The following is a 25,332-nucleotide window of genomic DNA, read 5'->3' as shown; positions in this document are numbered from 1 at the left end:
CAGATAGACGCCACGGGCATCAGCGACGGTATATATAACTATATTAATGGTTTGAAGAATAAATCTAGAACTTTTTATCAGATTGCCACTATTCGTGCTCTAGCGATCCCCTTGGCGACGACGTTGCACCAGCGGCACCAGGTAAACCGGCACCTTGGACAGCTGCAACACCCGCGCGGCGGTCCGGCCCAACGGTGTTTCCGCCCCGGCGCCATGGCTGTGGCTACCTAGGATCAGCAAATCCACAGAGAGTTTCTGCGCCTGGTCGAGAATCACCTGCGACGGATCGCCCTGCAGCACCCGCACCGCCTGAATCCGCTTCAGGTCCTGCGCACCCTCCTCACCCAGTTCCTCGCGAAAACTGTCGAGCACCCGCTGCTCGATATTGGCGATCACCGTGTTCAGACCCTGACTATGAAATTCGTTCAGCGCCTGCTCGTCCAGATAGCTCTGTAGCACCGATTCGGCAAACAATCCCATGGGTTCAACCGCATGCACCACGTACAGGTCGGCATTGAATGTCCGGGCCAGTTCCAGGGCGTGCTGCATCACCACGGGTGCGTACAGGCCGAGGTCAGTCGCATACAGCATCGAGTGAATCATATGACCTCCTTGTGCCGACATGACGGAGATTTGATTCAGCTTAGCAGTGCCTTGGCGAGTACGACGGCCCGCGTAACGCGTTGAACCGTGGGCTTAAACCTTTAGCTCGTTGCTTATGCCATGGGGCACATGGCCGGTGGCGACCACTTCACGGGCCAACTCGCAATGACCGGCCTGATCATCGAAAAACACGTCGGCGGCGAACGCTTCGAGAAACGCCGATTTGGTCAGGCCGCCGAGAAACAGCGACTCATCCAGACGAATGTCCCATTCGCGCAAAGTGCGGATTACCCGTTCGTGGGCCGGCGCCGAACGCGCCGTCACCAGCGCAGTGCGGATCGGACAGGCGTCATCGGGGAACTCGCGCTGCAACAGATTGAGCGCGGCGAGGAAGCCCTTGAACGGTCCGCCGCGCAATGGCTCGCGCGCCGCTTCCCGCTCACTGGCCTGGAACGCTTCCAGACCACCGGCCTGATAGACGCGCTCCGATTCGTCGGAAAAAAGCACGGCATCACCGTCGAAGGCAATGCGCAATTCATCGCTGGCGGCGCGGCTGGCGCCACCCGAGAGAATGGTCGCGGCAGCAAACCCGGCGTCGAGTGCACTGCGCACGTCTTCGGCATGGGTCGACAGAAACAGGTCGCAACCGAAGGCCTTGAGGTACGGATAAGGACTGCGCCCACCGACAAACGCCGCACGGGAAATCGCCAGCCCATAGTGATGGATCGAGTTGAACACGCGCAGCCCGGTGTCGGCACTGTTGCGCGACACCAGGACCACTTCGACCCGGGCGCGGCCGAGGCTGGCATTGAGGTTGAGGAGTTTCTGCACCAACGGAAAGGCATCGCCGGGCTCAAGGATTTCGTCCTCGTGTTCGATCTGATATTGCCGGTAGGCTTCGACGCCGCTCGACAGGTAGACCTTGTGGCTTTCGCTCAAGTCGAACAGTGCGCGCGAAGAAATCGCCAGCACCAGCTTGTCATCGATGGTCTTTGCCATGCCCTTCCCCCTCAGGTAAATCGACCTGGCGGTTGCGTCGATCGATAAAACTCAAACTGCGATACAAGGCCTCGATGCGCGGCATCTCACAGCCTGCCGCTTTGGCAGCCGCCAGTGGACGAGCGTAAATGGCCGCCAGTTCCAGCGGACGCTTGTGCAGGAAGTCGTGGTACATGCTCGGCCAGTAATCGGGCATTTTCTCGGTCATCATGAACAGGTGCTCGGCATAACCCGTTGGCACGTCGTGGCCGCAAGCGATTGCGCCCTGCACCACTTCGGCCATCAGCGCCTTGACCATTTCCCGGCTATCCGTATCGGCCATCAACGGCGTGGTGCCCGCCCCAAGCAACACCGACAGACCGTTATAGGGAATATTCCAGACCAGTTTTTGCCAGCGCGCCTGATGCAGGTTCGCCATGCCTTGTGAGTCGATGCCCGCGGCACGGAACAGCCCAACGCCCTCCTCGACAATCGCTGCACGCGTTGCTTCGTCGGTGGCAGGACCGCTGTGGTAGCCGACATGCACCGCGCCGAGTGCCTGATGGGTAATCACGCCAGGCCCTTCACGATGCACGCAGATATAGCAGAGCCCGCCCAGAACATGCAGCGAATCGGGAAGCAACTCGCGCAGGCTGTCTTCGACATCCAGCCCATTTTGCAACAACAGCACGTTGGCATTCGGCGCAGCGGCCTGAAGAATGGCGGGAGCCAGGTCCGCATTGCTGGTGGTTTTCGCCCCGACCAGCAGCCAGTCGCACGGCGGCATGTCCTCGGCCGTTGAATAGGCCTGAACCGGATTCAAGGTCATGGCGCCAAAGGGCGCACTGTCTACATGCAGCCCGCGTTCAGCGACGGCGGAAAATTCACTGCGCAACAGAAAGTGCACATCGAAACCGGCACGCGCCAGCATCACGCCGTAGAAACCACCGATCGCACCGGTCCCGATAATACCGATAGTCGGTTTGGCAACTGCCCCCATCATGGCAACTCCTCTGCTGTTCGACTCAACGCCTGACGGACCGCCCGATTGAGTTCGGTGGCCGTCAGGCGCGAATGCAATGCCCCGAAGAACTCGCCGTCGCGCACCACAAACAGCGCCGGCAAATGAAAGACCTGATACCGCTCGACCACCCCGCCGTTGTTTCCGGCATCGATCCAGCACAATCGATCGACGTCCAGACCGAGTGCCGGCAACTGCTCATGGGCAAAACGGCAACTGGAGCAACCCACGCTGGTGAAAATCACCAGCGATACACCGCTCATCGTCAGCAGCCGTTGGTCGGCGTCGAAATCGGTCAGTTCCAATTCGACCACTATACTGCGGGAAAGAATGTCAGATGGCCGACACAGGGAGTCCGTGTTCATGGGACGTTTTATTCCTCATCCTGACGATGTGCCCGTCGAATTAACGTTGCTGACACCTGAGTGTATTTCACGGCAACAGCTGCACACTACCAGCCTCGGGGGCATGGCTTGCAACTATCACCGCGCCTGGCGCCACGGCACGGCGCTCGAAGTGCGCATGCCGACCTTGAATCCGGGTTTACGCATCCTGGGCTATGTCGCGTGGTGTCTGCGACGCAAGCATGGCTATCTGGTGGGCATCGCGTTCGTCGATGAGCAGACGCTGTTCAGCGCCCGGATGGGCGAGCAGGTTTGCCAGATCGAACGCTACTGCCGCCAACACGATGCGCACAACGACCTGCAGGAGATTCAGGCCCTGGCCCTTGAATGGGTCCAGGAACATGCCGACGAGTTCTCCCAAGACACGGTCCACAGGCAATTTGCGCAGTCAATGCTGGATTAAAGCGCTGCCTGCCCATTGTCGAGCCACGGTGTAACGCGCTAAGGTTCGGCTCCCCGACGCGCTTAATTTGCTGTGCTCCGCCGCGCGGGTTCGCTGGCGGCCGGCACCCGTGACCTGACGAGTAAACGATGGCTGATTTACCGATCAACGACCTAAACGTCGCCTCCAACGAGACGCTGATCACTCCCGACCAGCTCAAGCGCGATATCCCGCTGAGCGACGCTGCCCTGCGCACCGTCACCAAGGGCCGCGAAGTCATTCGCAACATTCTTGATGGCACCGACCACCGCCTGTTCGTGGTGATCGGGCCGTGCTCGATCCACGACATCAAGGCCGCGCACGAATACGCCGAGCGCCTGAAGGTTCTCGCCGCGGAAGTGTCCGATACCTTGTATCTGGTCATGCGCGTGTACTTCGAGAAGCCGCGCACCACGGTCGGCTGGAAAGGCTTGATCAACGACCCGTACCTGGACGACTCGTTCAAGATCCAGGACGGTCTGCACATCGGTCGTCAGTTGCTGCTGGACCTGGCCGAAATGGGCCTGCCCACCGCCACCGAAGCCCTCGACCCGATCTCCCCGCAATATCTGCAGGACCTGATCAGCTGGTCGGCCATCGGCGCGCGCACCACCGAATCCCAGACTCACCGTGAAATGGCGTCCGGCCTGTCCTCGGCGGTCGGCTTCAAGAACGGCACCGACGGCGGCCTGACCGTCGCGATCAACGCCCTGCAATCGGTTTCCAGCCCGCACCGCTTCCTCGGCATCAACCAGGAAGGTGGCGTGTCGATCGTCACCACCAAGGGCAATGCGTACGGTCACGTCGTGCTGCGCGGTGGCAACGGCAAACCGAACTACGATTCGGTCAGCGTTGCCCTGTGCGAGCAGGCGCTGAACAAAGCCAAGATCAAGCCCAACATCATGGTCGATTGCAGCCACGCCAACTCCAACAAGGATCCGGCCCTGCAACCGCTGGTGATGGAGAACGTCGCCAACCAGATCCTCGAAGGCAACCAGTCGATCATCGGCCTGATGGTTGAAAGTCACCTGAACTGGGGCTGCCAGGCGATCCCGAAAGACCTCGCCGACCTGCAATACGGCGTGTCGATCACCGATGCCTGCATCGACTGGACTGCCACTGAGAACACCTTGCGCAGCATGCATGCCAAGCTCAAGGAAGTGCTGCCGAAACGCGCTCGCACCTGATCGCGCTTTTCGCCAGACAAAAAAAACGCCGGGCTAAACCCGGCGTTTTTTTATGCGTTCGTTTTATTGCAGGTCACTGGCTCAGCTTGGCGGCGTGCCGCTGGTGACGCTCCATGTAGCGCTCGACGTAGGAGCACGATGGAATGACGGTGTAACCCATTTCCTCGGCGTACTGCAGCGCCTGCTCGGTCAGTGCCGCCGCAATGCCACGACCACGCAGTGCGTTGGGTACAAACGTGCGATAGATATCCAGGGTCTGTTTTCCCAGATCCATATACGTCAGGTAGGCACGATGACCGTCCACATTGGTCTCGAACTGATGACCAGCCTGGTCATGGTGGATGGACAACGCCTCGCTCATCACTACTCCTCGCGGGTCTTGGATTCCGACCCCTACCTTACCGATGTTTTTCCGGCGAAGGAACATCTACGCCACCCCGTGCCTGAATCGACACCGAGAAGAGCTGCACCAATCTCGCGCAACCGAGCACGTACAAATAGTAGGCACCATTGGCAAAAATGCTCAAGGTACGCTCGTCATCACGCAGGTTGGCGGGTGCTGCTCCGGGGCACGCAGGAACGGCGTCGACCGAAGATTCCCCGAGGTCGATAGCCTGAACATTGCCGGATGTTGAGACTTAAGACGAGCGCTCTATCTTAAAGTCACCAGAACATGGAGAAAGATATGAGAGGCATCGCGCAAAATCCGAACAAAAGTGTAGACGAATCCATCTAGGCGGACTTAGCCAAGGCTGGAAAAAAGAGCTTCTAGCGTGGGGAACTTTTCCTTGGCGGCTCGCTCAGATCGGGCCTTGTAGCTGGATATTTTTTAAACAACGCAGTTAAAAGTTGCTCGAAAAAGAATCAACGCCTACAATTTTTTTTGCTTCTTGCTTTACGTCAGTTTACTTACGACAAGTAATGGGTAGTATGTACGCCGGCTAATTCCTCACTCTGAGGAGATAGCTAATTAATGGAAAGTCCTTGAAGGGGAACACGATGAACAACGTTCTGAAATTCTCTGCTCTGGCTCTGGCCGCAGTTCTGGCTACCGGTTGCAGCAGCGCATCGAAAGAAACCGAAGCACGTCTGACCGCTACTGAAGACGCAGCTGCTCGCTCCCAGGCTCGTGCAGACGAAGCTTACCGTAAAGCTGATGAAGCTCTGGCTGCTGCTCAAAAAGCACAACAGACTGCTGACGAAGCTAACGAGCGTGCTCTGCGCATGCTGGACAAAGCTAGCCGCAAGTAATAATCCTTCGGGATTGTTATCAAGCCGACCCATTTTTTGGGTCGGCTTTTTTATTGCCTGGGGTTTTGTCCTGGCCATAAAAAACCCGCCGAAGCGGTCAGCTTCGGCGGGTTCTTTTCAAGCATTACTGCAGCGGATCGATCGGTGCACTCGTGACCATCGACGTCGAAGTATTCGGCACGGCGATTTCCACCGGCAAACCATCTTCGGCAGCGACAACGTCACGCACCACATCCCAGTTCATGCGCAGGTTGTTAGTGATGTCTTCACGCTTGAGCATCGCATTGATCACGGCGGTGTGCTTGTCGACCACCGACGGGTTGCCGTTATCGTCCAGCGGCGTATGCGCCTCCAGATAGACCTTGCCGCCACTCACGCCGAACTTGTACGGGTCGTTGATGATCCGCACCGACGTACCGACCGGCACCATGCTCGCCATTTCCAGCACGTTGTTGTTGAACATCCGGAAGCAGCCGTGGCTGGTACGCATGCCGATGCCGAACTTCTTGTTCGAGCCGTGGATCAGGTAGCCAGGCGTGCCCAGATTGAATTTGAACGGCCCCAGCGGGTTATCCGGGCCGGCCGGCACCACATTCGGCAACGGGTCACCGTCGGCGGCGTGCTCTGCCTTGATCGACGCTGGAGGGGTCCAGGTCGGGTTAGGCGTTTTTGCAGTGATGGTGGTGTGGGCGATTGGCGAGCCCCAACCCTCACGACCGATACCCAGCGGGAATGTGTAGACCACATTCTTGCCTTTCGGGTAGTAGTAGAGACGGTATTCAGCCAGGTTGATCACGATGCCTTCACGCGGGCCCGGCGGCAGGATGAAACGCGTCGGCAGAATGATTTCGGTACCGGCACCCGGCAACCAGGCGTCGATGCCAGGGTTGGCCGCGACCATCTCCGTATAGCCCAGGTCGTAGGCAGTACCAAGGTCAGCGAAGGTATCTTCGTACTTGGCCTTGATGACTTGCACCTGGCCGACGATGTCTTCACCGGGCGGTGGCAGGGGCAGCTCCAATGCTGCGGCGGGACCTGCTACACAGAGGGCGGCAAGTGTCAGGCAGCGGGTGACGGCAGGAAAGCGCGGCAACATCCGGAAAATCCTTCGCATGATCAACAGAGGGTATAGGCGCGGGATTGTACACCGCCGCCTGGAATTTCGGGGAGTTGGCCGATAGCTTGCTATCTTTGGCCCTTAAAGCTCGAAACGCAGTTCCGGCCAGATCGGCGATGTGCCGCGTTTTTGCGACTCGAGAATGGCCCGGCACAGGGAGCACAGGCGCTGGTCCTGGAACACCCGGCGATCGACGCTCGACCAGCGAGGCTGTGCCGGCAACAGGCTGCCGCACAAGGTCCGGTCGGCCGAGCCACCCAGTTCCAGCTGACGCGTCACCAGATGCACCCGCACTTCCTGGCAGGCGAACAGATCCAGCTGTTCGTCAGGCTCGATCAGTTGATAGGCAAATAGTGACCAGGCGGGACGCGGCATCGGGGGCTCCAAATCGGGGGCGCCACCTTAGCCGAAAGCCCGCGCCTAGAAAAGAGTCATAACAGCGGTTTTAAGGTAGGCCAGACATTATCCAGCAACTTGTCCTGAGCCCCGGCCGCCGGGTGTATGCCATCGGCCTGCATCAAGTCCGGATGACCGCCCACGCCTTCGAGAAAAAACGGCACCAGCGGGATTTTCCTGTCGCTCGCCAGATTGCTGTAAACGTCAGCGAAGGCCTTGGTGTATCGCACGCCATAATTAGGCGGTAACTGCATGCCGAGTAGCAGCACCTTGGCGCCACTGGCCTGAGCGTTGTCGATCATCGAAGCAAGATTTTGTTGCAATTGCGTTGGCAGCAGTCCGCGCAGTCCATCGTTGCCACCCAACTCAAGGATGACCAGCTCCGGCTTATGCTCTGCAAGCAGCGCCGGCAGCCGCGCCTGGCCTCCGGCACTGGTGTCGCCGCTGATGGACGCATTGACCACCTTATCGTCGAAACCTTCGTGCTTGAGCCGTTGTTCAAGCAACGACACCCACCCCAAGCGGGTATCCAGGCCGAAACCGGCGCTGATACTATCGCCAACGATCAGGACTGTACCCGCCGCTGCGTTCTGGGCCATGCACATCAAGGCCAGGCCAGCACTCAAAAACCACACACGCATCGGATTCTCCATGGGCGCAAGCATTCTCACCGCGAAGAACCTCAGCAAAGTGGTCCCCAGCGCGGAAGGTGAACTGACTATCCTGCACGAACTCAGCCTGGAACTGAACAAGGGCGACAGCCTGGCCATCGTCGGCGCTTCCGGTTCCGGCAAATCCACCCTCCTCGGCCTGCTGGCCGGCCTCGACCTGCCGAGCAGCGGCGAAGTCACCCTCGCCGGGCAAGGCCTGAGCAACCTCGATGAAGACCAGCGCGCGCGCATTCGTGCCGAGCATGTGGGTTTCGTCTTTCAGTCTTTTCAGCTGCTCGACAGTCTCAACGCCCTTGAAAACGTCATGCTGCCGCTGGAACTCGATGGCCGCAAAGATGCCCGAGGACGCGCCACCGAGTTGCTTCAACGGGTCGGCCTGGGCCAACGCCTGACTCATTCGCCACGCCAACTCTCCGGCGGCGAACAGCAGCGTGTGGCGATTGCCCGCGCGTTTGCCGCCGAGCCCGACGTGCTGTTCGCCGACGAACCCACCGGCAACCTCGATAGCCACACCGGCGAGCGCATCAGTGACCTGCTGTTCGAACTCAACAAGGAACGCGGCACGACTTTGGTGCTGGTGACCCACGATGAACGCCTGGCACATCGCTGCCGGCGCCTGATCCGCCTTGAAGCCGGCCTGCTGGTCGCCCCTCTGGAGCCTTGATGGCACGCCTGCCGCTGTTGCGCCTGTTCAGCCTCGCCATCCGCCAACTGCTGCGCGACGCCCGCGCCGGTGAGTTGCGCGTGTTGTTTTTCGCCTTGTTGGTCGCCGTGGCCGCGAGTACCGCCATTGGCTACTTCGGCGCCCGCCTGAACGGCGCCATGATGCTGCGCGCCACCGAGTTTCTCGGCGCCGACCTGCTGCTCGAAGGCAGTTCACCGGCACGACCCGAACAGATCAAAAGTGGCACCGAGCTGGGACTCGAACACGCGCAAGTGGTGGAGTTCTCCAGTGTCATCGCCACGGACAACGGCATCCAGCTGTCCAGCATCAAGGCGGCCGATAGTGTCTACCCGTTGCGCGGCGAACTGAAAAGCGCCCCAGCCCCATTCGCCACGGAAGTGCCCGGAGGCGGACCGAAACCCGGTGAAGCCTGGGTCGAAGCACGCTTGCTGACGGCGCTGAATCTGAAGATCGGCGACAACATCGATGTCGGCATGAAAACCCTGACACTGGCGCGGGTGCTGACCTACGAACCCGACCGTGCCGGCAACTTCTACAGCCTCACGCCCCGGGTGCTGATCAACCTCGACGACCTCGCGGCGACCGGCGTGGTGCAACCCGGCAGCCGCGTCAGTTACCGCGAGCTATGGCGCGGCAAGGCCGAGGCGCTGGAAACCTATCGCCAACTGATCAAACCCGGTCTGGCCGCCAACCAGCGCATCCAGGACGCCCGCGACGGCAACCGGCAGATTGGCGGCGCGCTGGGCAAGGCCGAGCGTTACTTGAACATGGCCAGTCTGGTCGCGGTGTTACTGGCCGGTGTCGCGGTGGCGCTGTCGGCGACGCGTTTCGCCACTCGCCGCTTCGATGCCAGTGCGCTGTTGCGTTGCCTGGGTCTGTCGCGCCGGGAAACCATGGTGCTGTTCAGTTTGCAGCTGACCGTGCTCGGCCTGCTCGCCAGCCTCAGCGGCGCGGTCATCGGCTGGTTGGCGCAGCTTGGGCTGTTTGCCTTGCTTCACGATTTGCTGCCGACCGATGTGCCACCGGGCGGACTGTTTCCAGCCATCGCCGGGATCGGCACCGGGCTGGTGGCATTGGCCGGCTTTGCCTTGCCACCACTGGCAGCGCTGGGTCGGGTTCCGCCGTTGCGCGTTTTACGCCGGGACATGCTGCCTATCCCTTCCAGTACATGGATGGTCTACGGCGCAGCGTTGGGCGCCCTCGGGCTGATCATGTGGCGCCTGAGCCTGGACCTGCTGCTGACCTTCGCCCTGCTCGGCGGCGGCGTGATCGCGGCGCTGGTGCTCGGCGGTTTGCTCTTGCTGCTGCTGAAAAGCCTGCGGCGCATGCTCGCCCGCGCCTCCCTGCCGTGGCGCCTGGGGTTGGGTCAACTGCTGCGCCATCCATTGGCCGCCGCGGGACAGTCCCTGGCGTTCGGTCTGATCCTGTTGTCGATGGCATTGATCGCCTTGCTTCGCGGTGAGTTGCTGGACACCTGGCAGAACCAGTTACCGAAGAACGCGCCGAACTATTTCGCGCTGAACATCCTTCCGGCGGACAAACAGGCCTTTGCAGATCGCCTGATGGAACTGTCGGCGCAATCAGCTCCGCTGTACCCGGTGGTGCCGGGACGGTTGATCAGCATCAACGGCGAACCGGTGCAGCAAATCGTCAGCAAAGAGTCGGCGGGTGATCGGGCGATCCAGCGCGATTTGAGCCTGACCTGGGCAGCGGACCTGCCAGCGGGCAACAAGATCACAGAGGGCAACTGGTGGCCGGAGCAGCCACCGGATGAAATCCCCGGTGTGTCGGTGGAAGGCAAAGTCGCTGAAAGCCTGAAGCTCAAGCTCGGCGACCATATGGTGTTTACCGTCGGCGGGGTCAATCGCGAGGCGAAAGTCTCCAGTCTGCGGGAGATCAACTGGGACAACTTTCAGCCGAATTTCTTCATGATTTTCCAGCCCGGCACGCTGAAGGATCTGCCGGCGACTTACCTCACCAGCTTCTATCTGGCGGCGGGTCATGATCAGCAGATCGTCGATCTGTCCCGGTCGTTTCCGGCGGTGACAATTCTGCAAGTCGAGGCCTTGCTGGAGCAGCTGCGCAGCATCCTCGCCCAGGTCACACTGGCAGTGGAGTACGTGTTGTTGTTTGTGTTGGCGGCGGGAATGGCGGTGCTGTTCTCCGGCCTGCAAGCGACGCTCGATGAACGCATCCGCCAGGGTGCGCTGCTGCGGGCGTTGGGAGCGGAACGGCAATTGCTGGTCAAGGCGCGGCGGATCGAGTTCGGCCTGCTGGGCGCGGTCAGTGGATTGTTGGCGGCACTGGGCTCGGAATTGGTGAGCCTGGTGCTTTACCGCTACGCCTTTGACCTGCCCTGGCATCCGCATCCGTGGCTGTTGGTGCTGCCACTGATCGGCGCGGTGCTGATCGGCGGTGCGGGTGTGTTCGGCACCCGTCGAGCCTTGAACGCCAGCCCGCTGACAGTGTTGCGCGAGGGTTGATAGACTCAACCCTTCTCAATCCCAAGAAGTCGCCATGAGCCGTTATCGCCCTCCCCGCACCGCCGGCACCGCGTTGATCACCCCCGAAGGTGAAGCGCGGATGCGCGCCGAATTTCACGAGCTCTGGCATGTGCGCCGACCGCAAGTGACGCAGTCGGTCAGCGAGGCGGCGGCCCAGGGTGATCGCTCGGAAAACGCCGAGTACACCTACGGCAAAAAGATGCTGCGCGAAATCGACAGTCGCGTGCGTTTTCTCACCAAACGCCTGGAAGCCCTCAAGGTGGTCAGCGAAAAACCCAGCGACCCGAACAAAGTGTATTTCGGCGCCTGGGTCACCATCGAGGATGAGGACGGCAAAGAGTCGCGCTATCGCATCGTCGGGCCGGATGAACTGGATTTGAAACAGGGCCTGATCAGCATCGATTCGCCGCTGGCGCGCGCCTTGATCGGCAAGGCTCTGGACGCCGAAGTTCGGGTCCAGACGCCAACCGGCGAACAATGTGTGTATATCGTGGCGATCGACTACCCCTAGGCCTTAACGGCGGGTGATCAGCCCTTGTCGGGCAACGCGGGTCAGTTGCTTGATCATTTCCGGGGCATCTTCGAAGCTGGGCGATTGAATCACCGCCAGGTCGAAACTGTCGCTGGCAAAGCGCGCCAGGGACTCACCGTCTTCGACAAACTGGATCAGGAACGCTGCCGGCCCACCGGTACGACGTGGCCAGCCATCGAGGTAGCGCAGGAGCGTCGGCTGGTGTTTACCGCCAAGCAGGATTTTGGGATTGCGCTGGGTGAGATGTGCCGTGATCGGCGCGGGGCGTACAACGGGGCTTAGTGCATTCATCGTGTCGTGTCTCTGCCTCAAAAGTCTGCATGGCAGGTGAGAGGCAACACCGAACCAGCGCTTTAGCGGTATTTCAAAGCCTGTTTCCAAGCTTCTATCGGCAACTGGATGAGTCACCTGGCGCCCCGCAAGTAGCTGTTTAAATCGGCGCATGAGCAGCATCCTAGAGAAGCTGACCGGACAGTGTCAAGAATGACGCGCAACAAAAAAGGCCCGCGTAATGCGGGCCTTTTCGTTGAGCCAGAGCGGTCAGCCAGCGATGGCGCGGTCGGCCGACAGCTTGCCGGCGCCTTCGATCAGTACCGCGATGCTGCCACCCAGCAGAGCCAGGGCGAACTCATAACCGTTGTTGGCCATGAACAAACCGTTGCTGATATGCACCGAGAAGATCGCCACCAGCGACAGGAAGGTCAGGCCCAATGCCGCCGGACGAACCAGCAAGCCAATGATCAATGCCAGGCCGGCGAAGAATTCGGTGCCGCCCGCCAGCGTCGCCATCAGGTAGCCCGGCGCCAGGCCGATGCTTTCCATGTACTGCGCGGTGCCAGCCAGACCATAGCCACCGAACGCCCCGAATAGTTTCTGCGAACCGTGGGCAGCGAAAATGACACCGACGAAAACTCGCAGAACGGTCAGGCCGTAGCCAGCGCGGGTAAACAGAACCTTGTTGATCAGTGAGCTCATGCTGTGTCATCCATTGTGAGAGTGTGTTGGGATTGGTCGCCATATTAATCAGTAAACATAATATTTAAAGCGCAAAAAACCGCTATAACACATCTGTTTATTCGATCACTTCCGCAGAGCAACCTTTTGCCCCTGGGGCTCCAACGACTCTCGCTCCCGATCGAACGCCAAATAGTACTTGTTCACGCTATTAACATAGCTGACAGGTCCCATTCCCACCTGCTCCATGGCAATGCGCTCGACCTGAAAAAACCACTGATTGGGATTCAAGCCCCGCCGCCGTGCCTCGGCACGCATTCCTTGAACCCGCTCCGGCCCAATGTTGTAGGCCGCCAGCACGAACGCCATGCGCTCGCGCTCGTTGAGTTTCGGACTGGCGAAGAATTTGCGGCGAATCATCGCCAGGTACTTGGCCCCGGCCTGCACGTTCGCATCCAGCTCCTGAATGTTGTTGACCCCTACTCGCTGCGCCGCTGACGGGGTGATCTGCATCAGGCCGGTCGGCCCGCCATTACCTCGGGCGGTGGATTGCAGCCCGGACTCCTTGAACGCCAGCGCTGCCAGGTTCAGCCAGTCCATGCCTTGGGCATCGGCGTGTTTCTGCAGAACCGGCCGAAGCTTTTCCAGACGCTGTCGATCGGCTTTTGCCAATGGATAGTGCACTTGATAGAGACGCCGATAGATCCGCAGGAACGCGACGTCCTGATCCGACGGTTTTTTATAGGTGGTAAGAAAGCGGTCGATACTGGCGCGTAACATCGATGCATCGCGACGCACGAACCAGAATTCCTCGCCCGGCTCACTGATCAGCACCTGTCGATCGATACGCAACTTGGGCAGGATCTTGCCCCAGCGCTCGGCGATCGGTTGCTCGACGATGGTCAGGTGGAAAATCCCGCCCTGGACCATCTCCAACACGTCCTCGACCGCCAGGCTTGGGTCGACCCACTCCACCGTCACGGGCGGCAGTTTGTGCAGGGCAAGTTTTTGATTGATCTGGCTGACGGCATCCCCGGCGGCGCTGCCGGTGGGTAGCGCCAGGGTTTTTCCCGACAGCTGTTCGAGGCGGGTATAACGACGCTCGCCTTTGATGCCCACCAGGACCAACGGAATGTCGCTGGCAATCGGTTCACTGGTGCTGACGGCATAGCCCGCTCGCAGATCCAGCAATTCTCCTGGCGCCACCAGATCACCCTCGCCGCGTTGCAACGCGCCGAGCAATTGATCCTTGGCTTTGGGAATGATCTTGAGGGAAATTTCCTGACCGTCACGGGCGTGGCCGTTGAGGTATTGCTCGAAGGCGCGCAAGCGGTGGTACTCGACACCGATGGCCTGGCCCTGGACTTCGCCAGAACTGTTACGGCTCTGGTTGACCAACACCCGCAGCACGCGGCTGCTGCGAATTTCCGTCAGGTCGCGCACCTTGCTCGCCGGCACGGCTTGCAGCGGCCCGGGCAGACGCGCGACCGCCGACATCGGCAGCAGCAGCGAACAACACAGCAGTAGCAAAACCGAGGGACGAATCATCCACTCTCCGGAAAGAATTCGGGTCGATCACATGATTGCGTTCATGAAATCAATCGACAGAAACAGAGCGCTTGAAGCGCCTGCAAAGTGCGAAAGACTGGCACAGTGATGGCACATTAACCACCCTGCCCTGCCCCGCGGCCTCAAGAGACAGCCATAACTCGTTGTAGTTCTTGGCTTTTCTTATAAATCTACAGCTCTGATATGCTTTCCGGCCTTTGGTCCGAGGTAGCACCATGCAACTCATCGATATCGGCGTCAACCTGACCAACCCCAGTTTTGCCGACAAGCACCAGGCGATACTCGACCGTGCCTACGCCGCCGGGGTCTGCCAATTAGTGCTCACCGGCACCCATGTCGAGAGCAGCGAACAGGCGCTGGAGTTGTGCCAGCAACTGGATGAAAGCGCTCAACGGCTGTTCTCCACCGCCGGCATTCACCCCCACGCGGCCAGCGACTGGAACGCCGACAGCGCACGACGTCTGCGCAGTTTGCTCAAGGAGCCGAACGTGGTGGCCGTGGGTGAATGCGGGCTGGATTTCAATCGCGATTTCTCGCCGCGCCCGCAGCAGGAAAAAGTCCTCGAAGAACATTTGGCACTGGCGGTCGAGTTGCAAATGCCGGTGTTCCTGCATGAGCGCGATGCCAGTCAGCGCTTGCTGGACATCCTTCGCGACTACCGAGACCAGTTGCCCGCAGCGGTGGTGCACTGTTTCACCGGTGAACAGAAAGCACTGTTCAGTTACCTCGACATGGATTTGCACATCGGCATTACTGGCTGGATCTGCGACGAGCGCCGGGGCACCCATTTGCATCCGCTGGTCAAGGAAATCAAACGCGGCCGCCTGATGCTGGAAAGCGATGCGCCGTACTTGCTGCCGCGCAGCCTGCGGCCCAAGCCGAAGAATGGTCGTAATGAGCCGGCGTTTTTGACCGAAGTATTGCGCGAAGTGGCGCTGCATCGCGGGGAGAGCGAGGAAGATCTGGCGGCGCACACCACCGCGTGTGCACGGGCGTTTTATGGGTTGCCCATAATTCCTCAGTAACCATGAATCCCTGTGGGAGCGGGCTTGCCCGCGATGGCGTAGTGTCAGCCAACATCGTCAGCGCCTGATACATCGCTATCGCGGGCAAGCCCGCTCCCACAGGTTGATGGGTTGCCTGTTGATCCATATCAAGATTTGGCTTTCTGGATAGCGGCAAGATGCTGGCACCTTGCCAATGCTGTTTCCGCTATCAGAGAAGACCTCCATGGGTGCCTGGCTTAGCAATATCTCGCTTAAGTACAAATTCTGGGCGGTGAATGCCGTCGCCTTCGTGACCACACTGCTTTTGGTGCTGTTCGCCGTACAGCTCGAACAACAGGCCCGCAGCCATGCCGCCCAGCTATCCGCCCAGGCCCAGGCTAAATTGCTCAGCGCCTGGCCTGCCGGGCAGCCGCTGCCCCAAGTCGATAACGTGCTGACATTCAGTCGCGGGCACGCACCGTCGCTGAATGGGCAGTCGATCCTGGAACTCAGCGATGCAAAGGGCTGGGTCGATATCAATCCAATGCCGTTATTCGGTGACAACCTGCTGCTCGGCGCCGAGGTGTTCACTCGCGCGGACGGCCAGCAGGTCGCGGTCATTGCCCATGGCCCAAGCCTCAGCCAAGTGTTCGGCGAACGTTTTACCCATTACGCGGTGGCAGTGTTCATTCTGATGCTGGCGATGCTTGGCGCTTCACAATTGCTGATCCGCTTCCTGCTCAGTCAGCTCAACACCTTGAAAGACGTGATGCTCCACGTCGAGCGAAGCGGCGACCTGTCAGCCCGGGTGCCGCTGACATGCAGCGATGAGGTCGGGCAGATGGCGAACGCCTTCAACGCCATGCAGGCCGGTTATCAGCGCGTGGTCAACACCGTCGCCAGCACCGCCCGGCAGCTGGATGATGGTGCCGCACGGCTGGCATCGAGCATGAATGAAGTGCGCCACGGCATGCTCGGCCAACAGAGCGAAACCGATCAGGCCGCCACCGCGATCAACGAAATGACCGCCACCGTCCATCACATCGCCCAGCACGCTGGCGCCACCCGCGACCTCTCGCAATCCGCCGACACTCTGGCCGGCAGCGGGCAGGCAGTGGTGATGCGGGTGCAGAAGTCGATTGCCGGTTTGTCCACCGGGGTGCAGCAGACGGCCGAGATGATTCAGCGTCTGGCCGAAGACAGCCAGAAGATCAACGGCGTGGTCAGTGTGATTCACAGCATTGCCGAACAGACCAATCTGTTGGCGCTGAACGCCGCGATTGAAGCGGCCCGGGCCGGTGAAATGGGGCGCGGCTTTGCCGTGGTCGCCGATGAAGTGCGTAACCTGGCCAAGCGCGTACAGACGTCCACTGACGAAATCACCGTGATGGTCGCCGCATTGCAGGCCGGTACGCGGGACGCCGTGGATTTCATGCAGGAGAGTTCATTTAAGGCCGACGACTGCGTGCAGCAGGCGCAAGAGGCTGGCGTGGCGCTCACGGAAATCACCGGCGCGGTGGCGCAGATGCGTGAAAGCAACACGCAGATTGCGGTGGCGGCCGAGCAGCAGAGCCAAGTGGCGGAAGAGATGAACCGGGCGGTGGTGAGCATTCGTGATGTGACCGAAAACACCGTGCGGCAGACCGTGAGTTCGGCGACGACCAGTAATGAATTGGCGGCATTGGCTGGCGAGTTGAGCAAGGCCATCGGGCAATTGAAGCTTTAGCGTCAAAAGATCGCAGCCTGCGGCAGCTACAGGGATCGCGTTGCTGCCGTGCGATCTTTTCTGCCCATCAGATCTATTGCGCTGATAGCCAACCTTGATTCGCCGCCCGCCTCGGCCGGGCCTATTCTTCAATCAATGTGTTCAACATGGATCGAGGATTAGCATCATGGGTAAACGTCACCCCAACCTTCCCGCCTGGCAATGGCGTGCCTACCCGAACAATCACCAACACCCGACCAATCTGGTGTTGCACCTGATTGCCGTGCCGCTGTTCATCGTCGCGTTTCTGTTGATTGTTACCGGCGTGTTCGGCCTGAAGTTCGCCAGTATCGCTATCGGTGTGATCGGCGTGCTGGCCGCGTTGGGCTTGCAACGTCATGGCCACAGCCTGGAGGTGCAGGCCTCGGAGCCGTTCACCGATCGTAAAGATGCGGTGTCACGCCTGTTGGTCGAACAGTTCCTGACTTTTCCACGGTTCTTTCTCAGCGGTGGCTGGTGGCGCGCCTGGCGTGAGCGCCACCGTCGTCACTGATCAGGCGAACACCGTCACCGTCTGCCGACTCATGGCAATCAAGCGACCTTGCGCATCCCACAACTTCGCCGCCGCATGGCCATAGCCGTCGGCGGCGTGCTCGGTTTCGACGAGGTATTTGCACCAGTCCAGCGTGCTCAGTTCGAGCAACGGCTGGACGAATTCGATGGTCCAGGTCAGCGTGCTGCCCATCGCCGGTTTCTTCAGAAACGGCATCAGCGCCGGCGGCCAGGCGTCTACCAGCGCCAGGATGTGCGACTCGCTGAGCGCTTCTTCCTTCACATCACCGCGCAAACGTACCCAGCCGCCCATCTGCCGTGATGTGTTGCCGGTGAACGGCAGACCACCGACGCTCCAGCGCATCGCCAGATGCCGCATGAATTCCGGCGTCACACCCTTGATGTACGGCAATTCCTGGCAGTCGTCCCAGTGCTTCATTTCGGGGGCTGGCTCAGCCGACACGGCCACTTCCGAAGGACGCGAGGCGCCGAAGCTGCCCTGGATCAACGTCACCACCTGGCCCTTCTGCATCGCCCGACCCAGCACCTGGCTGACAGCCTTGCCTTCGCGCAACACATCGACTTCAAAACTGACCGGTACTTCTGGCTCGACCGGCCCCACGAATGTGACCGCCAGCGAACGCACCAGACGATCCGCCGGCACCTTCGCGCGCATGGCTTCGTACTGCAAGGCGGCCACCAGGCCACCGAAACTGGCGCGCCCCTGCGCCCATCCGGCCGGGATAGACAATTCCAAGGGCTGGCGGCGGACGGCGTCGAGCAGATCGGAAAAGCGCATGAAAACCTCAAGGGCAGAAATATGAATGAAAGGATCTTAACCAGCCCGCGAGGTTGGCACAGTGATTATTCCGGCCAAATTGACTGACAGATGAGCCGTGTAGGAGCTGCCGATGGCTGCGGCGAAGATCAAAAGATCGCAGCCTTCGGCAGCTCCTACAGGGATCGCGGTGGGTTCAGGACTTGAAGCAAGCCTTGATGAGTTTGTCGAGGACACGGTCGGCGCGTTGTTCGGCTTCGGCCATGGTGGTTTTCCAGGCGGCGATGCAGGGCTGCAGATCCGCTTCGTGTTCGGCGATGGCCAGCCATTGCCAGCAGTCGTGCCAATCGCCCAAGGCGCCTTGCGCCGCTTTGAGCCTTGGCAGCGCCGGTTTCGGCAGGCGATCGAGCTCGGGGTAGGCCTCGATGCCATAGCGCACACGCTTGATCAGCAAGCGCAAACGATGACGGTCGTGGGCCGGGTCGTGCAGGGCTTCATCAAGTTTCTTCCATTGCTTGCCCAGGCGCTTTTCGATTTGCTTGCGCAGCCCCTTGAGCAGTCCCTGACGCTGGGCGGCCCGCAGGAACCGCGGGAACGCGTCGCAGATCAACAACAATTGCGCAAGCTCGGTGCTCGCCGCCACCGCCGGATAAGCTTCGGCCATCTGCGCCATGCGCCGCTGTGCCGCTTCGGGTTGATCGTGCTCGAGCAAGTACGCCGCCAGCACTTCGCGATCGCGCAACGGCGTGGTCAGATCACCGACATGAGACGCCGCCGCTTCCAGCTGTTCAACACCGGGCAAGCCGCGCAATGGCCGCAGCAGGCTGCGCATGCGGCGAACCGTAGTGCGCAGGTCGTGCAACGCTTCAGGGTCGGTACGGGCGTTCAAACGCGCCTGACAGGCCAACAGACGAACTTCCAGGCCCAGGACGTGAGCTACCAAGCGGTCGATCATGGCGTTTACTCCGTAAACAACACTTCCAACCCTGTAGGAGCTGGCTTGCCAGCGATAGCGATCTCAGGGTCGCGGGATATTCGAGGGCCAATCGCCGGCAGGCCGGCGCCTACAGTTCAGTTAGCGCCCTGCGCGAGACTCACGAATATAGAAACGTGCCTTCTCGGCTTTCTTGGTGCAGCCTTCGAATCCTTCAAACTGCTGCTGGGTCTTGGCCGCGGTCAGCAGCGACAGGGCCTTGGAGTAGCTGACGGTCCCGGCAAAACCTTCCGCCTTGGCCAGGTCCAGTTCATGCCACGCGGCGTCCAGGTTGCTGCCGCAACTGTCACGGTAAGCGGTTTTACCGGCACAACCGGCAAGTGCCAGGGCAATCAATGGCACACAGATCCAGGCTTTCATCACTCACACCTCAAAGATAGGTCAAACATTCGTGCAGGTAGGACGGTCTGGCACGGGAAAAGTGCCGTCCATCGCCAGCGCAACTATAGCGCCCGCGAGAATATTCTTCTGCCACCATGGAGTATCGAAAAAACGACGCAACCCAATCGCCGAACGACCTTAACGATTGAAGCACGCCCCTCGATGGGTGCATTGTTGAACCATTCAAACGAGGGCGATTCATGAAGAAGCGTGTCGCACTGGTGCTGGGCTCAGGTGGAGCCCGTGGTTATGCCCATATTGGAGTGATTGAGGAGATCGAACGGCGCGGCTACGACATTGCCTGCATCGCCGGTTGCTCGATGGGTGCAGTGGTCGGCGGGATCTATGCCGCCGGCAAACTCAACGATTATCGCGACTGGATCGAGAGCCTGGATTATCTCGACGTGTTGCGCCTGGTGGACGTCAGTTTTCGCCTCGGGGCGATTCGCGGGGAAAAAGTCTTCGGGCAGATCCGCAAGATTGTCGGCGAAATCAATATCGAAGACCTGCGCATTCCCTACACGGCGGTGGCCACCGACCTGACCAACCAGCAGGAAATCTGGTTCCAGGAAGGTTGCCTGCATCAGGCAATGCGCGCCTCGGCGGCAATTCCCAGCCTGTTTACCCCGGTGATGCAGGGCAATCGAATGCTGGTGGACGGTGGCATTCTCAACCCGCTGCCGATCGTGCCGGTGGTGTCGAGCCATTGCGATTTGATCATCGCGGTCAACCTCAACTCCACCAACCAGCGTCACTACCAGTTACCGGTGATCCAGCGCCCCGCCGCGTTCAAGAGTCGTTTCAACAGCCTGATCAACTCCCTCGGCTCGAAAATGCCATTCCGGCGCACTCAGGCCGAGCAGTTGCTGCGGCTGGAACAGGAAGCGTTGTTGGCAGACGCGGCCGAGATCAACCCCTGGATCGAATCCGCCGAACCCGAAGCGCAACAACCGGCAGCCGCTCCTGAACGCGAGGGCGCGCCGAAGTCAGCCACCGGTTCGTTCATTATCGATAACGTCGGGCCGGCGTCATTACTGGACTTGATCAACCAGAGTTTCGAGGTGATGCAGACCTCGTTGGCGCAGTACAAGATTGCCGGGTATCCGCCAGATATTCTGATCAACGTGCCGAAGCGGGTGTGCCGGTTTTTCGAGTTTTACAAGGCGCCGGAATTGATCGCGCTGGGACGGGAAATTGCGCGGGATACGCTGGATCGGTACGAGAGCGAGCGGGATTCCTGAGATTCTCGGGTGCAAGAGAGGGCCTCATCGCTGGCAAGCCAGCTCCCACAGATTTTGAGGTGAGCCCAACATTTGTGCACACCTCAGATCCTGTGGGAGCTGGCTTGCCAGCGATGGCGTCCGCCCGGACAACACAAACCTAAAGCCCGGCCTCGCTCAACAACCGATACCCAACCCCCGCCTCGGTCACGATAAACCGCGGCGCGGTCGGGTCATCCGCCAGTTTCTGCCGCAAATGCCCGACCACAATTCGCAGGTAATGACTGTCCTCGGTGTGGGTCGGCCCCCAAATATCCTTGAGTAATTGTTGCTGGGTGATGACACGCCCCGGATGCCGCGCCAGTTGCGCCAGCACCGCGTATTCCTTGCGGGTCAACGCGACTTCGGTGCCATCGAGCAACACCCGGCGATAGGCCAGGTCCACCGTCAGCGGGCCGAAAGTCAGCGCCGCTTGTTGTGCCTCACCCACCGGCGCCTGGCGCAACAACGCACGAATCCGCGCCAGGAATTCCTGAATGCCGAACGGCTTGGTCACGTAGTCGTTTGCGCCGCCGTCCAGGGCTTCGACCTTCTGCCCTTCCGAGGCCCGAACCGAAAGTACCAGCACCGGCACCGTCGACCACTCGCGAAACTCGCTGAGCACTTGTTGGCCGTCCATGTCCGGCAAACCGAGGTCGAGTACCAGCAGATCCGGCTTGTTCAGCGCGGCCTGGGCCAGCCCTTCGGTGCCGGTGCCAGCCTCCAGCACTTTGTAGCCTTGGGAAACGAGGCTGATGCGCAGGAATTTGCGGATTTGCGGTTCATCGTCGATGACCAAAATGGTCGCGGTCTGGCTCATGGTTTCCGGTCGCAACTGGGAGAGCTCCAAAGGGTATCAGGCTTCACTTTCAACGCTCAATTCTGGTACGCAAATGGTCCGCAGGAGCTGGCTTGCTGGCGATGGATGCGCCGCGTATATCCAGACCCTACGCGTCATCGTTAACGGCCATCGCCAGCAAGCCGGCTCCTACATGGGATGTATGGAGAACCTTAATTTTCAAAGGCCGGCTGTTCCTGCAAGGGTAGGTGCAAGGTGATACAGGTGCCGCGCCCCTCGATGCCGTCAGCGACGCTGATCCGCCCGCCATGGGCGCCGACCATGCCCTGACAGATCGCCAGCCCCAGGCCGGTACCCTGCCCGCCACGATCACCACGGGCGGCGGTGTAGAACATGTCGAAAATCTTTGCCCGCTCCGCTTCCGGAATCCCCGGCCCTTCGTCACTCACCGAGAAAAACAACTCTTTGTCATCGGCGCCAGCACGCAATTGCAGGCGCCCGTGAGATGGCGAGAAACGTGCGGCGTTTTCCACGACGTTGATCAATGCCTGTTCGATCAGCGCAGCATGGACGAACAGCAGCGGCAACTCCGTCGGCACTTCGGTGCTGACCTGCAACGATGACAACACCGCGCGCAAGCGATTGAGCGTACTGCCGACGATGTCGGCGGGCGACACCCAGTCCCGCGACAGCTTCAATGCGCCGTGCCCCAGGCGGGTCATGTCCAGCAGGTTTTGAATGTAGCGGTCGAGGCGCTCGGCTTCATCGCGGGTGCCTTCGAGCAGTTCGCGGCGGTCCTCCAGCGGGATTGCCTCACCGAGGGCCAGCAGGCTGTCGATGCTGCCACGCATGGAGGTCAGCGGCGTGCGCAAATCGTGGGACACCGAGGCCAGCAAGGCACTGCGAAGTTGCTCGGTTTCGCCGTGCAGCCGTGCTGCTTCCAAGTCGTCCGCCAGTTGCGCCCGGGCCAGTGCCTGGGCCAGTGGTTGACTCAACGCGGTCAACAAACGGCGACGCTGGCCGCTCAAGGTTTGACCTTCTTTCGCGCACACGCCGAGCAACGCCAGCGGTCCGTCTTCCACTGACAACGGCCACCACCACCAACGGCCGAACGGCAGCGTACCGGTGCCGGCGCCTGCCGGTTGATCATGTTGCCAGGCCCAATCGGCCGCAGCGCGTTCGGCTTCGGTGAATTCCAGCGGGCCACCGGTTTCGACTTTCCAGCCACCAGGACCATCGCGATTGAGCAGGCACAGTTGCAGGTCACTCCAGCCATCGAGGTGTTGTGCAGCGGCGCTGACCACTGCCTGACGGTCAGTGGCGGCGGTGAGTTTGCGCGACAGGTCGAGCAGTTCGGTGGTTTCTTCCTGGGTGTCGCGCAAGGCCTGCAATTGCCGGCGCTGGCGTGCCGCGAGGTTGCCGGTGAGTGCCGCCATCAGCAAGAAGAACAGCAAGGTCAGCACGTCTTCTTCGCGCTGGATGCTGAACGAAAAATTCGGCGGGATGAACAAAAAATCGTAGGTCAGGAACGACAGCGCGGCACAGGCCAGTGCAGGGCCGAGACTGCTACGCACCGCCACCAGCAACACGGCGGCGAGGAACACCAGCGAGATGTTCGGCAGTGGCAAAACACTCGCCACTGCCCAGGCCAAAGCACTGGCCAAAATCGTTGCCACGACTGCAAGCGCGTAGTCGAACCAGACCAGCGCATGCGTCTGACGTTGGCGTGGTTGATGTTTTTCTTCGTCACTGTCGAGGACGTTGATTTCCAGCCCGCGCGCATCGCGAAGCAAGCGCGACGCCAAGCCGCCACCAAACAAACGTCGACGCAACCGCTGCCGCGACTGGCCGACCAGCACCAGGCTGGCGCGGCGTTCGGCGGCGTGCTGGATCAAGGTTTTCGCTACTTCTCCAGCGCGGAGCAACACCACTTCGCCGCCGAGGCGTTCGGCCAGTTGCTGAGCGCTTTGCAGGCGCAGGCGCGATTGCTCGTCGCGCACGCTGCCGTTGTCCACATGCACCAGGCTCCACGGCAGGTGCCGACGCTGGGCGACGCGGCTGGCGTGACGCACCAGGCGCTCGGCCTGGGCATCGCCATCGACACCCACCAGCAAGCGACCACGTACCGCTGGCGCGGCCTGACCGAGCTGTCGATAACCCTGAGCCAAGTCGTTATCGACCTGGGCCGCTGCGGCTTGCATCGCCAGTTCGCGCAGTGCAGTGAGGTTGGTCTGGGTGAAAAACGCATCGATCGCCGCCCGCGCCTGCTCCGGCACATAGACCTTGCCGTCGCGCAGACGCTCCAGCAGTTCGCGCGGTGGCAGGTCAATCAGCAGCAGTTCGTAGGCTTCCTGCAGCACCCAGTCCGGCAGGGTTTCGCGCACTTGCACGCCGGTGATACCGCGCACCTGGTCGTTGAGGCTTTCCAGGTGCTGGACGTTGACGGTGGTGAACACGTCGATGCCGGCGGCGAGCAGTTCCTGAATGTCTTGCCAGCGTTTGGCGTGGCGACTGCCGGGGGCGTTGCTGTGGGCCAGTTCGTCTACCAGCACCAGTTTCGGTTTGGCGGCGAGCAGGCCGTCGAGATCCATTTCTTCGAGCATCACGCCACGGTATTCCGAGCGCACCAACGGCTGCTGCGGCAAGCCGCCGAGCAGGGCTTCGGTTTCGGCGCGGCCGTGGGTCTCGACGACACCTGCGATGACTTTCACACCCTGGCGCAACTGGCTGTGGGCGGCTTGCAGCATGGCGTAGGTCTTGCCGACACCGGGGGCGGCACCGAGGAAAACCTTGAGCCGGCCTCGGCCATCGCGGGGCAGGTCTGCTAACAGCGCGTCGGCGCGGCCGGAATTGCTCATGCTTGAAGCTCGCTTATTCAGATGTTGATGTGGTGATTGTTCTATCGCCATCGCGGGCAAGCCCGCTCCCACAAGAGGCTGTGGTGGATGAAAATTTTATGACCACCATAGATCACTGTGGGAGCGGGCTTGCCCGCGATTGGCGGTGCCACGGATTTACAATTTTTCCAGTGCCAGATTCAACTCAAGCACATTCACCACCGGTGGCCCCACCAGCGGCTGCTCGATGTGCGCATCCAACAGATTCTGGAGTGTCGCCACCGGCACATTACGCGCCGCCGCGACACGCGCCAGTTGATAGGCAATCGCCGCCGGTGGCAAGTGTGGATCGAGGCCGCTGCCGGAGGTGGTGATCAGTGCCAATGGCACGGGGCCCTGAGCGGGCACCAGCAGTTTGTTGGCATCGTCGATCACCCGAGTCGCCAGCGCCGGGTTACTCGGCGACAAGTTACTCGCGCTGCTCGACACCGTGGCAAAGGCACCGGCCGATGGCCGTGGGTGGAACCAGGCGTCACCGACGAAATCCTGGGCAATCAGCGACGACCCGCGGACCTTGCCAGCGGCATCGTGGACCAGGCTGCCGTTGGCTTGATCGGGGAACGCAACCTGGGCCACGCCGGTGACCACCAACGGGTAAGCGACGCCGGTGATCAGGGTCATCAAGACCAACAGGCTCAAGGCCGGACGTATCATTGTGGACATTTCAAAATCCTCGAATTCGGTAAAA

At 60.6% G+C, this 25,332-nt stretch carries 27 protein-coding genes; 10 read left to right on the top strand and 17 right to left on the bottom strand.

All coding sequences use genetic code 11. The features are described from left to right. Positions 1 to 99 precede the first annotated feature (99 nt). From KGB21_RS15275 to KGB21_RS15260, 4 genes are all read right to left on the bottom strand, one after another. Complete coding sequence (locus tag KGB21_RS15275) at positions 100 to 603, bottom strand: universal stress protein (RefSeq protein WP_034150164.1); 504 nt, start codon at positions 601 to 603, stop codon at positions 100 to 102. A gap of 93 nt (positions 604 to 696) precedes the next feature. Then, entirely contained in the window at positions 697 to 1,602 is a 906-nt protein-coding gene (locus tag KGB21_RS15270) for a 5'-nucleotidase (protein ID WP_034150165.1), read from the bottom strand. Further along, complete coding sequence (locus tag KGB21_RS15265) at positions 1,583 to 2,584, bottom strand: putative 2-dehydropantoate 2-reductase (RefSeq protein WP_052321281.1); 1,002 nt, start codon at positions 2,582 to 2,584, stop codon at positions 1,583 to 1,585. Before KGB21_RS15265 ends, KGB21_RS15270 begins: the two co-directional genes overlap by 20 nt. Continuing rightward, positions 2,581 to 2,967 (bottom strand): thioredoxin family protein, encoded by a 387-nt coding sequence (locus tag KGB21_RS15260; RefSeq protein WP_223505572.1) that lies wholly within the window; start codon positions 2,965 to 2,967, stop codon positions 2,581 to 2,583. Before KGB21_RS15260 ends, KGB21_RS15265 begins: the two co-directional genes overlap by 4 nt. Here KGB21_RS15260 and KGB21_RS15255 point away from each other — a divergent pair. Together KGB21_RS15255 and KGB21_RS15250 are read left to right on the top strand one after the other, a co-directional pair. Further along, positions 2,966 to 3,409 carry a PilZ domain-containing protein gene (locus tag KGB21_RS15255; RefSeq protein WP_223505571.1) on the top strand — a complete coding sequence of 148 codons (444 nt, stop codon included), beginning with the start codon at positions 2,966 to 2,968 and terminating at the stop codon, positions 3,407 to 3,409. The two genes, KGB21_RS15260 and KGB21_RS15255, sit on opposite strands and share 2 nt — an antisense overlap. A gap of 128 nt (positions 3,410 to 3,537) precedes the next feature. Then, positions 3,538 to 4,614, top strand: a complete 1,077-nt coding sequence (locus KGB21_RS15250) for a 3-deoxy-7-phosphoheptulonate synthase (protein ID WP_223505570.1) — start codon at positions 3,538 to 3,540, stop codon at positions 4,612 to 4,614. Positions 4,615 to 4,687: 73 nt separating this feature from the next. Here the strand turns inward: KGB21_RS15250 and KGB21_RS15245 are convergent, their stop codons facing one another. Then, positions 4,688 to 4,975, bottom strand: coding sequence for a GNAT family N-acetyltransferase (locus KGB21_RS15245; RefSeq protein ID WP_020800382.1), 288 nt, complete (start codon positions 4,973 to 4,975; stop codon positions 4,688 to 4,690). A gap of 638 nt (positions 4,976 to 5,613) precedes the next feature. On the opposite strand from KGB21_RS15245, the gene oprI reads away from it, so the two are divergent. Next, on the top strand, positions 5,614 to 5,865 hold the full coding sequence (gene oprI, locus KGB21_RS15240; protein WP_003199355.1) for an outer membrane lipoprotei OprI: 252 nt from the start codon (positions 5,614 to 5,616) through the stop codon (positions 5,863 to 5,865). Between the two features lie 124 nt (positions 5,866 to 5,989). On the opposite strand, the gene KGB21_RS15235 is transcribed toward oprI, so the two are convergent. The 3 genes from KGB21_RS15235 to KGB21_RS15225 form a co-directional block, all read right to left on the bottom strand. Beyond that, the gene (locus KGB21_RS15235) at positions 5,990 to 6,961 is read right to left on the bottom strand and encodes a L,D-transpeptidase family protein (protein WP_034150169.1); all 972 of its coding nucleotides are present in this window, start codon (positions 6,959 to 6,961) and stop codon (positions 5,990 to 5,992) included. A gap of 102 nt (positions 6,962 to 7,063) precedes the next feature. Beyond that, positions 7,064 to 7,357: a hypothetical protein gene (locus tag KGB21_RS15230; protein WP_003226812.1), complete on the bottom strand. Its 294-nt coding sequence runs from the start codon at positions 7,355 to 7,357 to the stop codon at positions 7,064 to 7,066. Positions 7,358 to 7,413: 56 nt separating this feature from the next. Beyond that, positions 7,414 to 8,019, bottom strand: a complete 606-nt coding sequence (locus KGB21_RS15225; protein ID WP_034150170.1) for an arylesterase — start codon at positions 8,017 to 8,019, stop codon at positions 7,414 to 7,416. A 10-nt stretch (positions 8,020 to 8,029) separates the two neighbouring features. On the opposite strand from KGB21_RS15225, the gene KGB21_RS15220 reads away from it, so the two are divergent. Genes KGB21_RS15220 through greB form a run of 3 tightly spaced genes read left to right on the top strand, consistent with a single transcriptional unit; the run spans position 8,030 to position 11,749 of the window. After that, positions 8,030 to 8,713, top strand: a complete 684-nt coding sequence (locus tag KGB21_RS15220; RefSeq protein ID WP_034150171.1) for an ABC transporter ATP-binding protein — start codon at positions 8,030 to 8,032, stop codon at positions 8,711 to 8,713. Then, positions 8,713 to 11,217 (top strand): ABC transporter permease, encoded by a 2,505-nt coding sequence (locus tag KGB21_RS15215; RefSeq protein WP_223505569.1) that lies wholly within the window; start codon positions 8,713 to 8,715, stop codon positions 11,215 to 11,217. Before KGB21_RS15220 ends, KGB21_RS15215 begins: the two co-directional genes overlap by 1 nt. Before the next feature lie 34 nt (positions 11,218 to 11,251). Then, a complete protein-coding gene (greB, locus tag KGB21_RS15210; protein WP_034150173.1) occupies positions 11,252 to 11,749 on the top strand; it encodes a transcription elongation factor GreB in 498 nt (165 codons plus the stop codon). 3 nt (positions 11,750 to 11,752) lie between these two features. Here greB and KGB21_RS15205 read toward each other — a convergent pair whose 3' ends face one another. From KGB21_RS15205 to KGB21_RS15195, 3 genes are all read right to left on the bottom strand, one after another. Further along, a complete protein-coding gene (locus tag KGB21_RS15205; RefSeq protein WP_034150174.1) occupies positions 11,753 to 12,061 on the bottom strand; it encodes a hypothetical protein in 309 nt (102 codons plus the stop codon). 249 nt (positions 12,062 to 12,310) lie between these two features. Continuing rightward, a complete protein-coding gene (locus KGB21_RS15200) occupies positions 12,311 to 12,745 on the bottom strand; it encodes a DoxX family protein (protein ID WP_223505568.1) in 435 nt (144 codons plus the stop codon). A 105-nt stretch (positions 12,746 to 12,850) separates the two neighbouring features. Further along, positions 12,851 to 14,272, bottom strand: coding sequence for a transglycosylase SLT domain-containing protein (locus KGB21_RS15195; protein WP_223505567.1), 1,422 nt, complete (start codon positions 14,270 to 14,272; stop codon positions 12,851 to 12,853). 236 nt (positions 14,273 to 14,508) lie between these two features. On the opposite strand from KGB21_RS15195, the gene KGB21_RS15190 reads away from it, so the two are divergent. The 3 genes from KGB21_RS15190 (at position 14,509) to KGB21_RS15180 (ending at position 17,537) form a co-directional block, all read left to right on the top strand. Further along, a complete protein-coding gene (locus KGB21_RS15190) occupies positions 14,509 to 15,318 on the top strand; it encodes a TatD family hydrolase (RefSeq protein WP_034150176.1) in 810 nt (269 codons plus the stop codon). Between the two features lie 205 nt (positions 15,319 to 15,523). Next, a complete protein-coding gene (locus KGB21_RS15185) occupies positions 15,524 to 17,005 on the top strand; it encodes a methyl-accepting chemotaxis protein (protein ID WP_223505566.1) in 1,482 nt (493 codons plus the stop codon). Between the two features lie 166 nt (positions 17,006 to 17,171). After that, a complete protein-coding gene (locus KGB21_RS15180; protein ID WP_034150178.1) occupies positions 17,172 to 17,537 on the top strand; it encodes a terminase in 366 nt (121 codons plus the stop codon). Here KGB21_RS15180 and KGB21_RS15175 read toward each other — a convergent pair whose 3' ends face one another. From KGB21_RS15175 to KGB21_RS15165, 3 genes are all read right to left on the bottom strand, one after another. Beyond that, complete coding sequence (locus KGB21_RS15175) at positions 17,538 to 18,335, bottom strand: acyl-CoA thioesterase (protein ID WP_223505565.1); 798 nt, start codon at positions 18,333 to 18,335, stop codon at positions 17,538 to 17,540. It lies immediately after the preceding gene. A gap of 175 nt (positions 18,336 to 18,510) precedes the next feature. Next, the gene (locus KGB21_RS15170; RefSeq protein ID WP_223505564.1) at positions 18,511 to 19,269 is read right to left on the bottom strand and encodes a CHAD domain-containing protein; all 759 of its coding nucleotides are present in this window, start codon (positions 19,267 to 19,269) and stop codon (positions 18,511 to 18,513) included. A 120-nt stretch (positions 19,270 to 19,389) separates the two neighbouring features. Continuing rightward, positions 19,390 to 19,668: a hypothetical protein gene (locus tag KGB21_RS15165; protein ID WP_034150181.1), complete on the bottom strand. Its 279-nt coding sequence runs from the start codon at positions 19,666 to 19,668 to the stop codon at positions 19,390 to 19,392. Between the two features lie 221 nt (positions 19,669 to 19,889). Between KGB21_RS15165 and KGB21_RS15160 the strand changes: the two genes are divergently transcribed. Then, the gene (locus KGB21_RS15160) at positions 19,890 to 20,930 is read left to right on the top strand and encodes a patatin-like phospholipase family protein (RefSeq protein WP_034150182.1); all 1,041 of its coding nucleotides are present in this window, start codon (positions 19,890 to 19,892) and stop codon (positions 20,928 to 20,930) included. A 139-nt stretch (positions 20,931 to 21,069) separates the two neighbouring features. Here KGB21_RS15160 and KGB21_RS15155 read toward each other — a convergent pair whose 3' ends face one another. From KGB21_RS15155 to kdpC, 3 genes are all read right to left on the bottom strand, one after another. Beyond that, positions 21,070 to 21,768: a response regulator gene (locus tag KGB21_RS15155; protein ID WP_223505563.1), complete on the bottom strand. Its 699-nt coding sequence runs from the start codon at positions 21,766 to 21,768 to the stop codon at positions 21,070 to 21,072. A gap of 191 nt (positions 21,769 to 21,959) precedes the next feature. Continuing rightward, complete coding sequence (locus tag KGB21_RS15150; protein WP_034151092.1) at positions 21,960 to 24,605, bottom strand: sensor histidine kinase; 2,646 nt, start codon at positions 24,603 to 24,605, stop codon at positions 21,960 to 21,962. Positions 24,606 to 24,761: 156 nt separating this feature from the next. Beyond that, on the bottom strand, positions 24,762 to 25,307 hold the full coding sequence (kdpC, locus tag KGB21_RS15145; RefSeq protein ID WP_223505562.1) for a potassium-transporting ATPase subunit KdpC: 546 nt from the start codon (positions 25,305 to 25,307) through the stop codon (positions 24,762 to 24,764). Positions 25,308 to 25,332: the final 25 nt, after the last annotated feature.

Source organism: Pseudomonas sp. GL-RE-29 (genome assembly GCF_019947275.1).
GTDB lineage: Bacteria > Pseudomonadota > Gammaproteobacteria > Pseudomonadales > Pseudomonadaceae > Aquipseudomonas > Aquipseudomonas fluorescens_A.
Note: the sequence above shows the minus strand (reverse complement) of the source record. Positions and strands in the feature narration are given on the sequence as shown.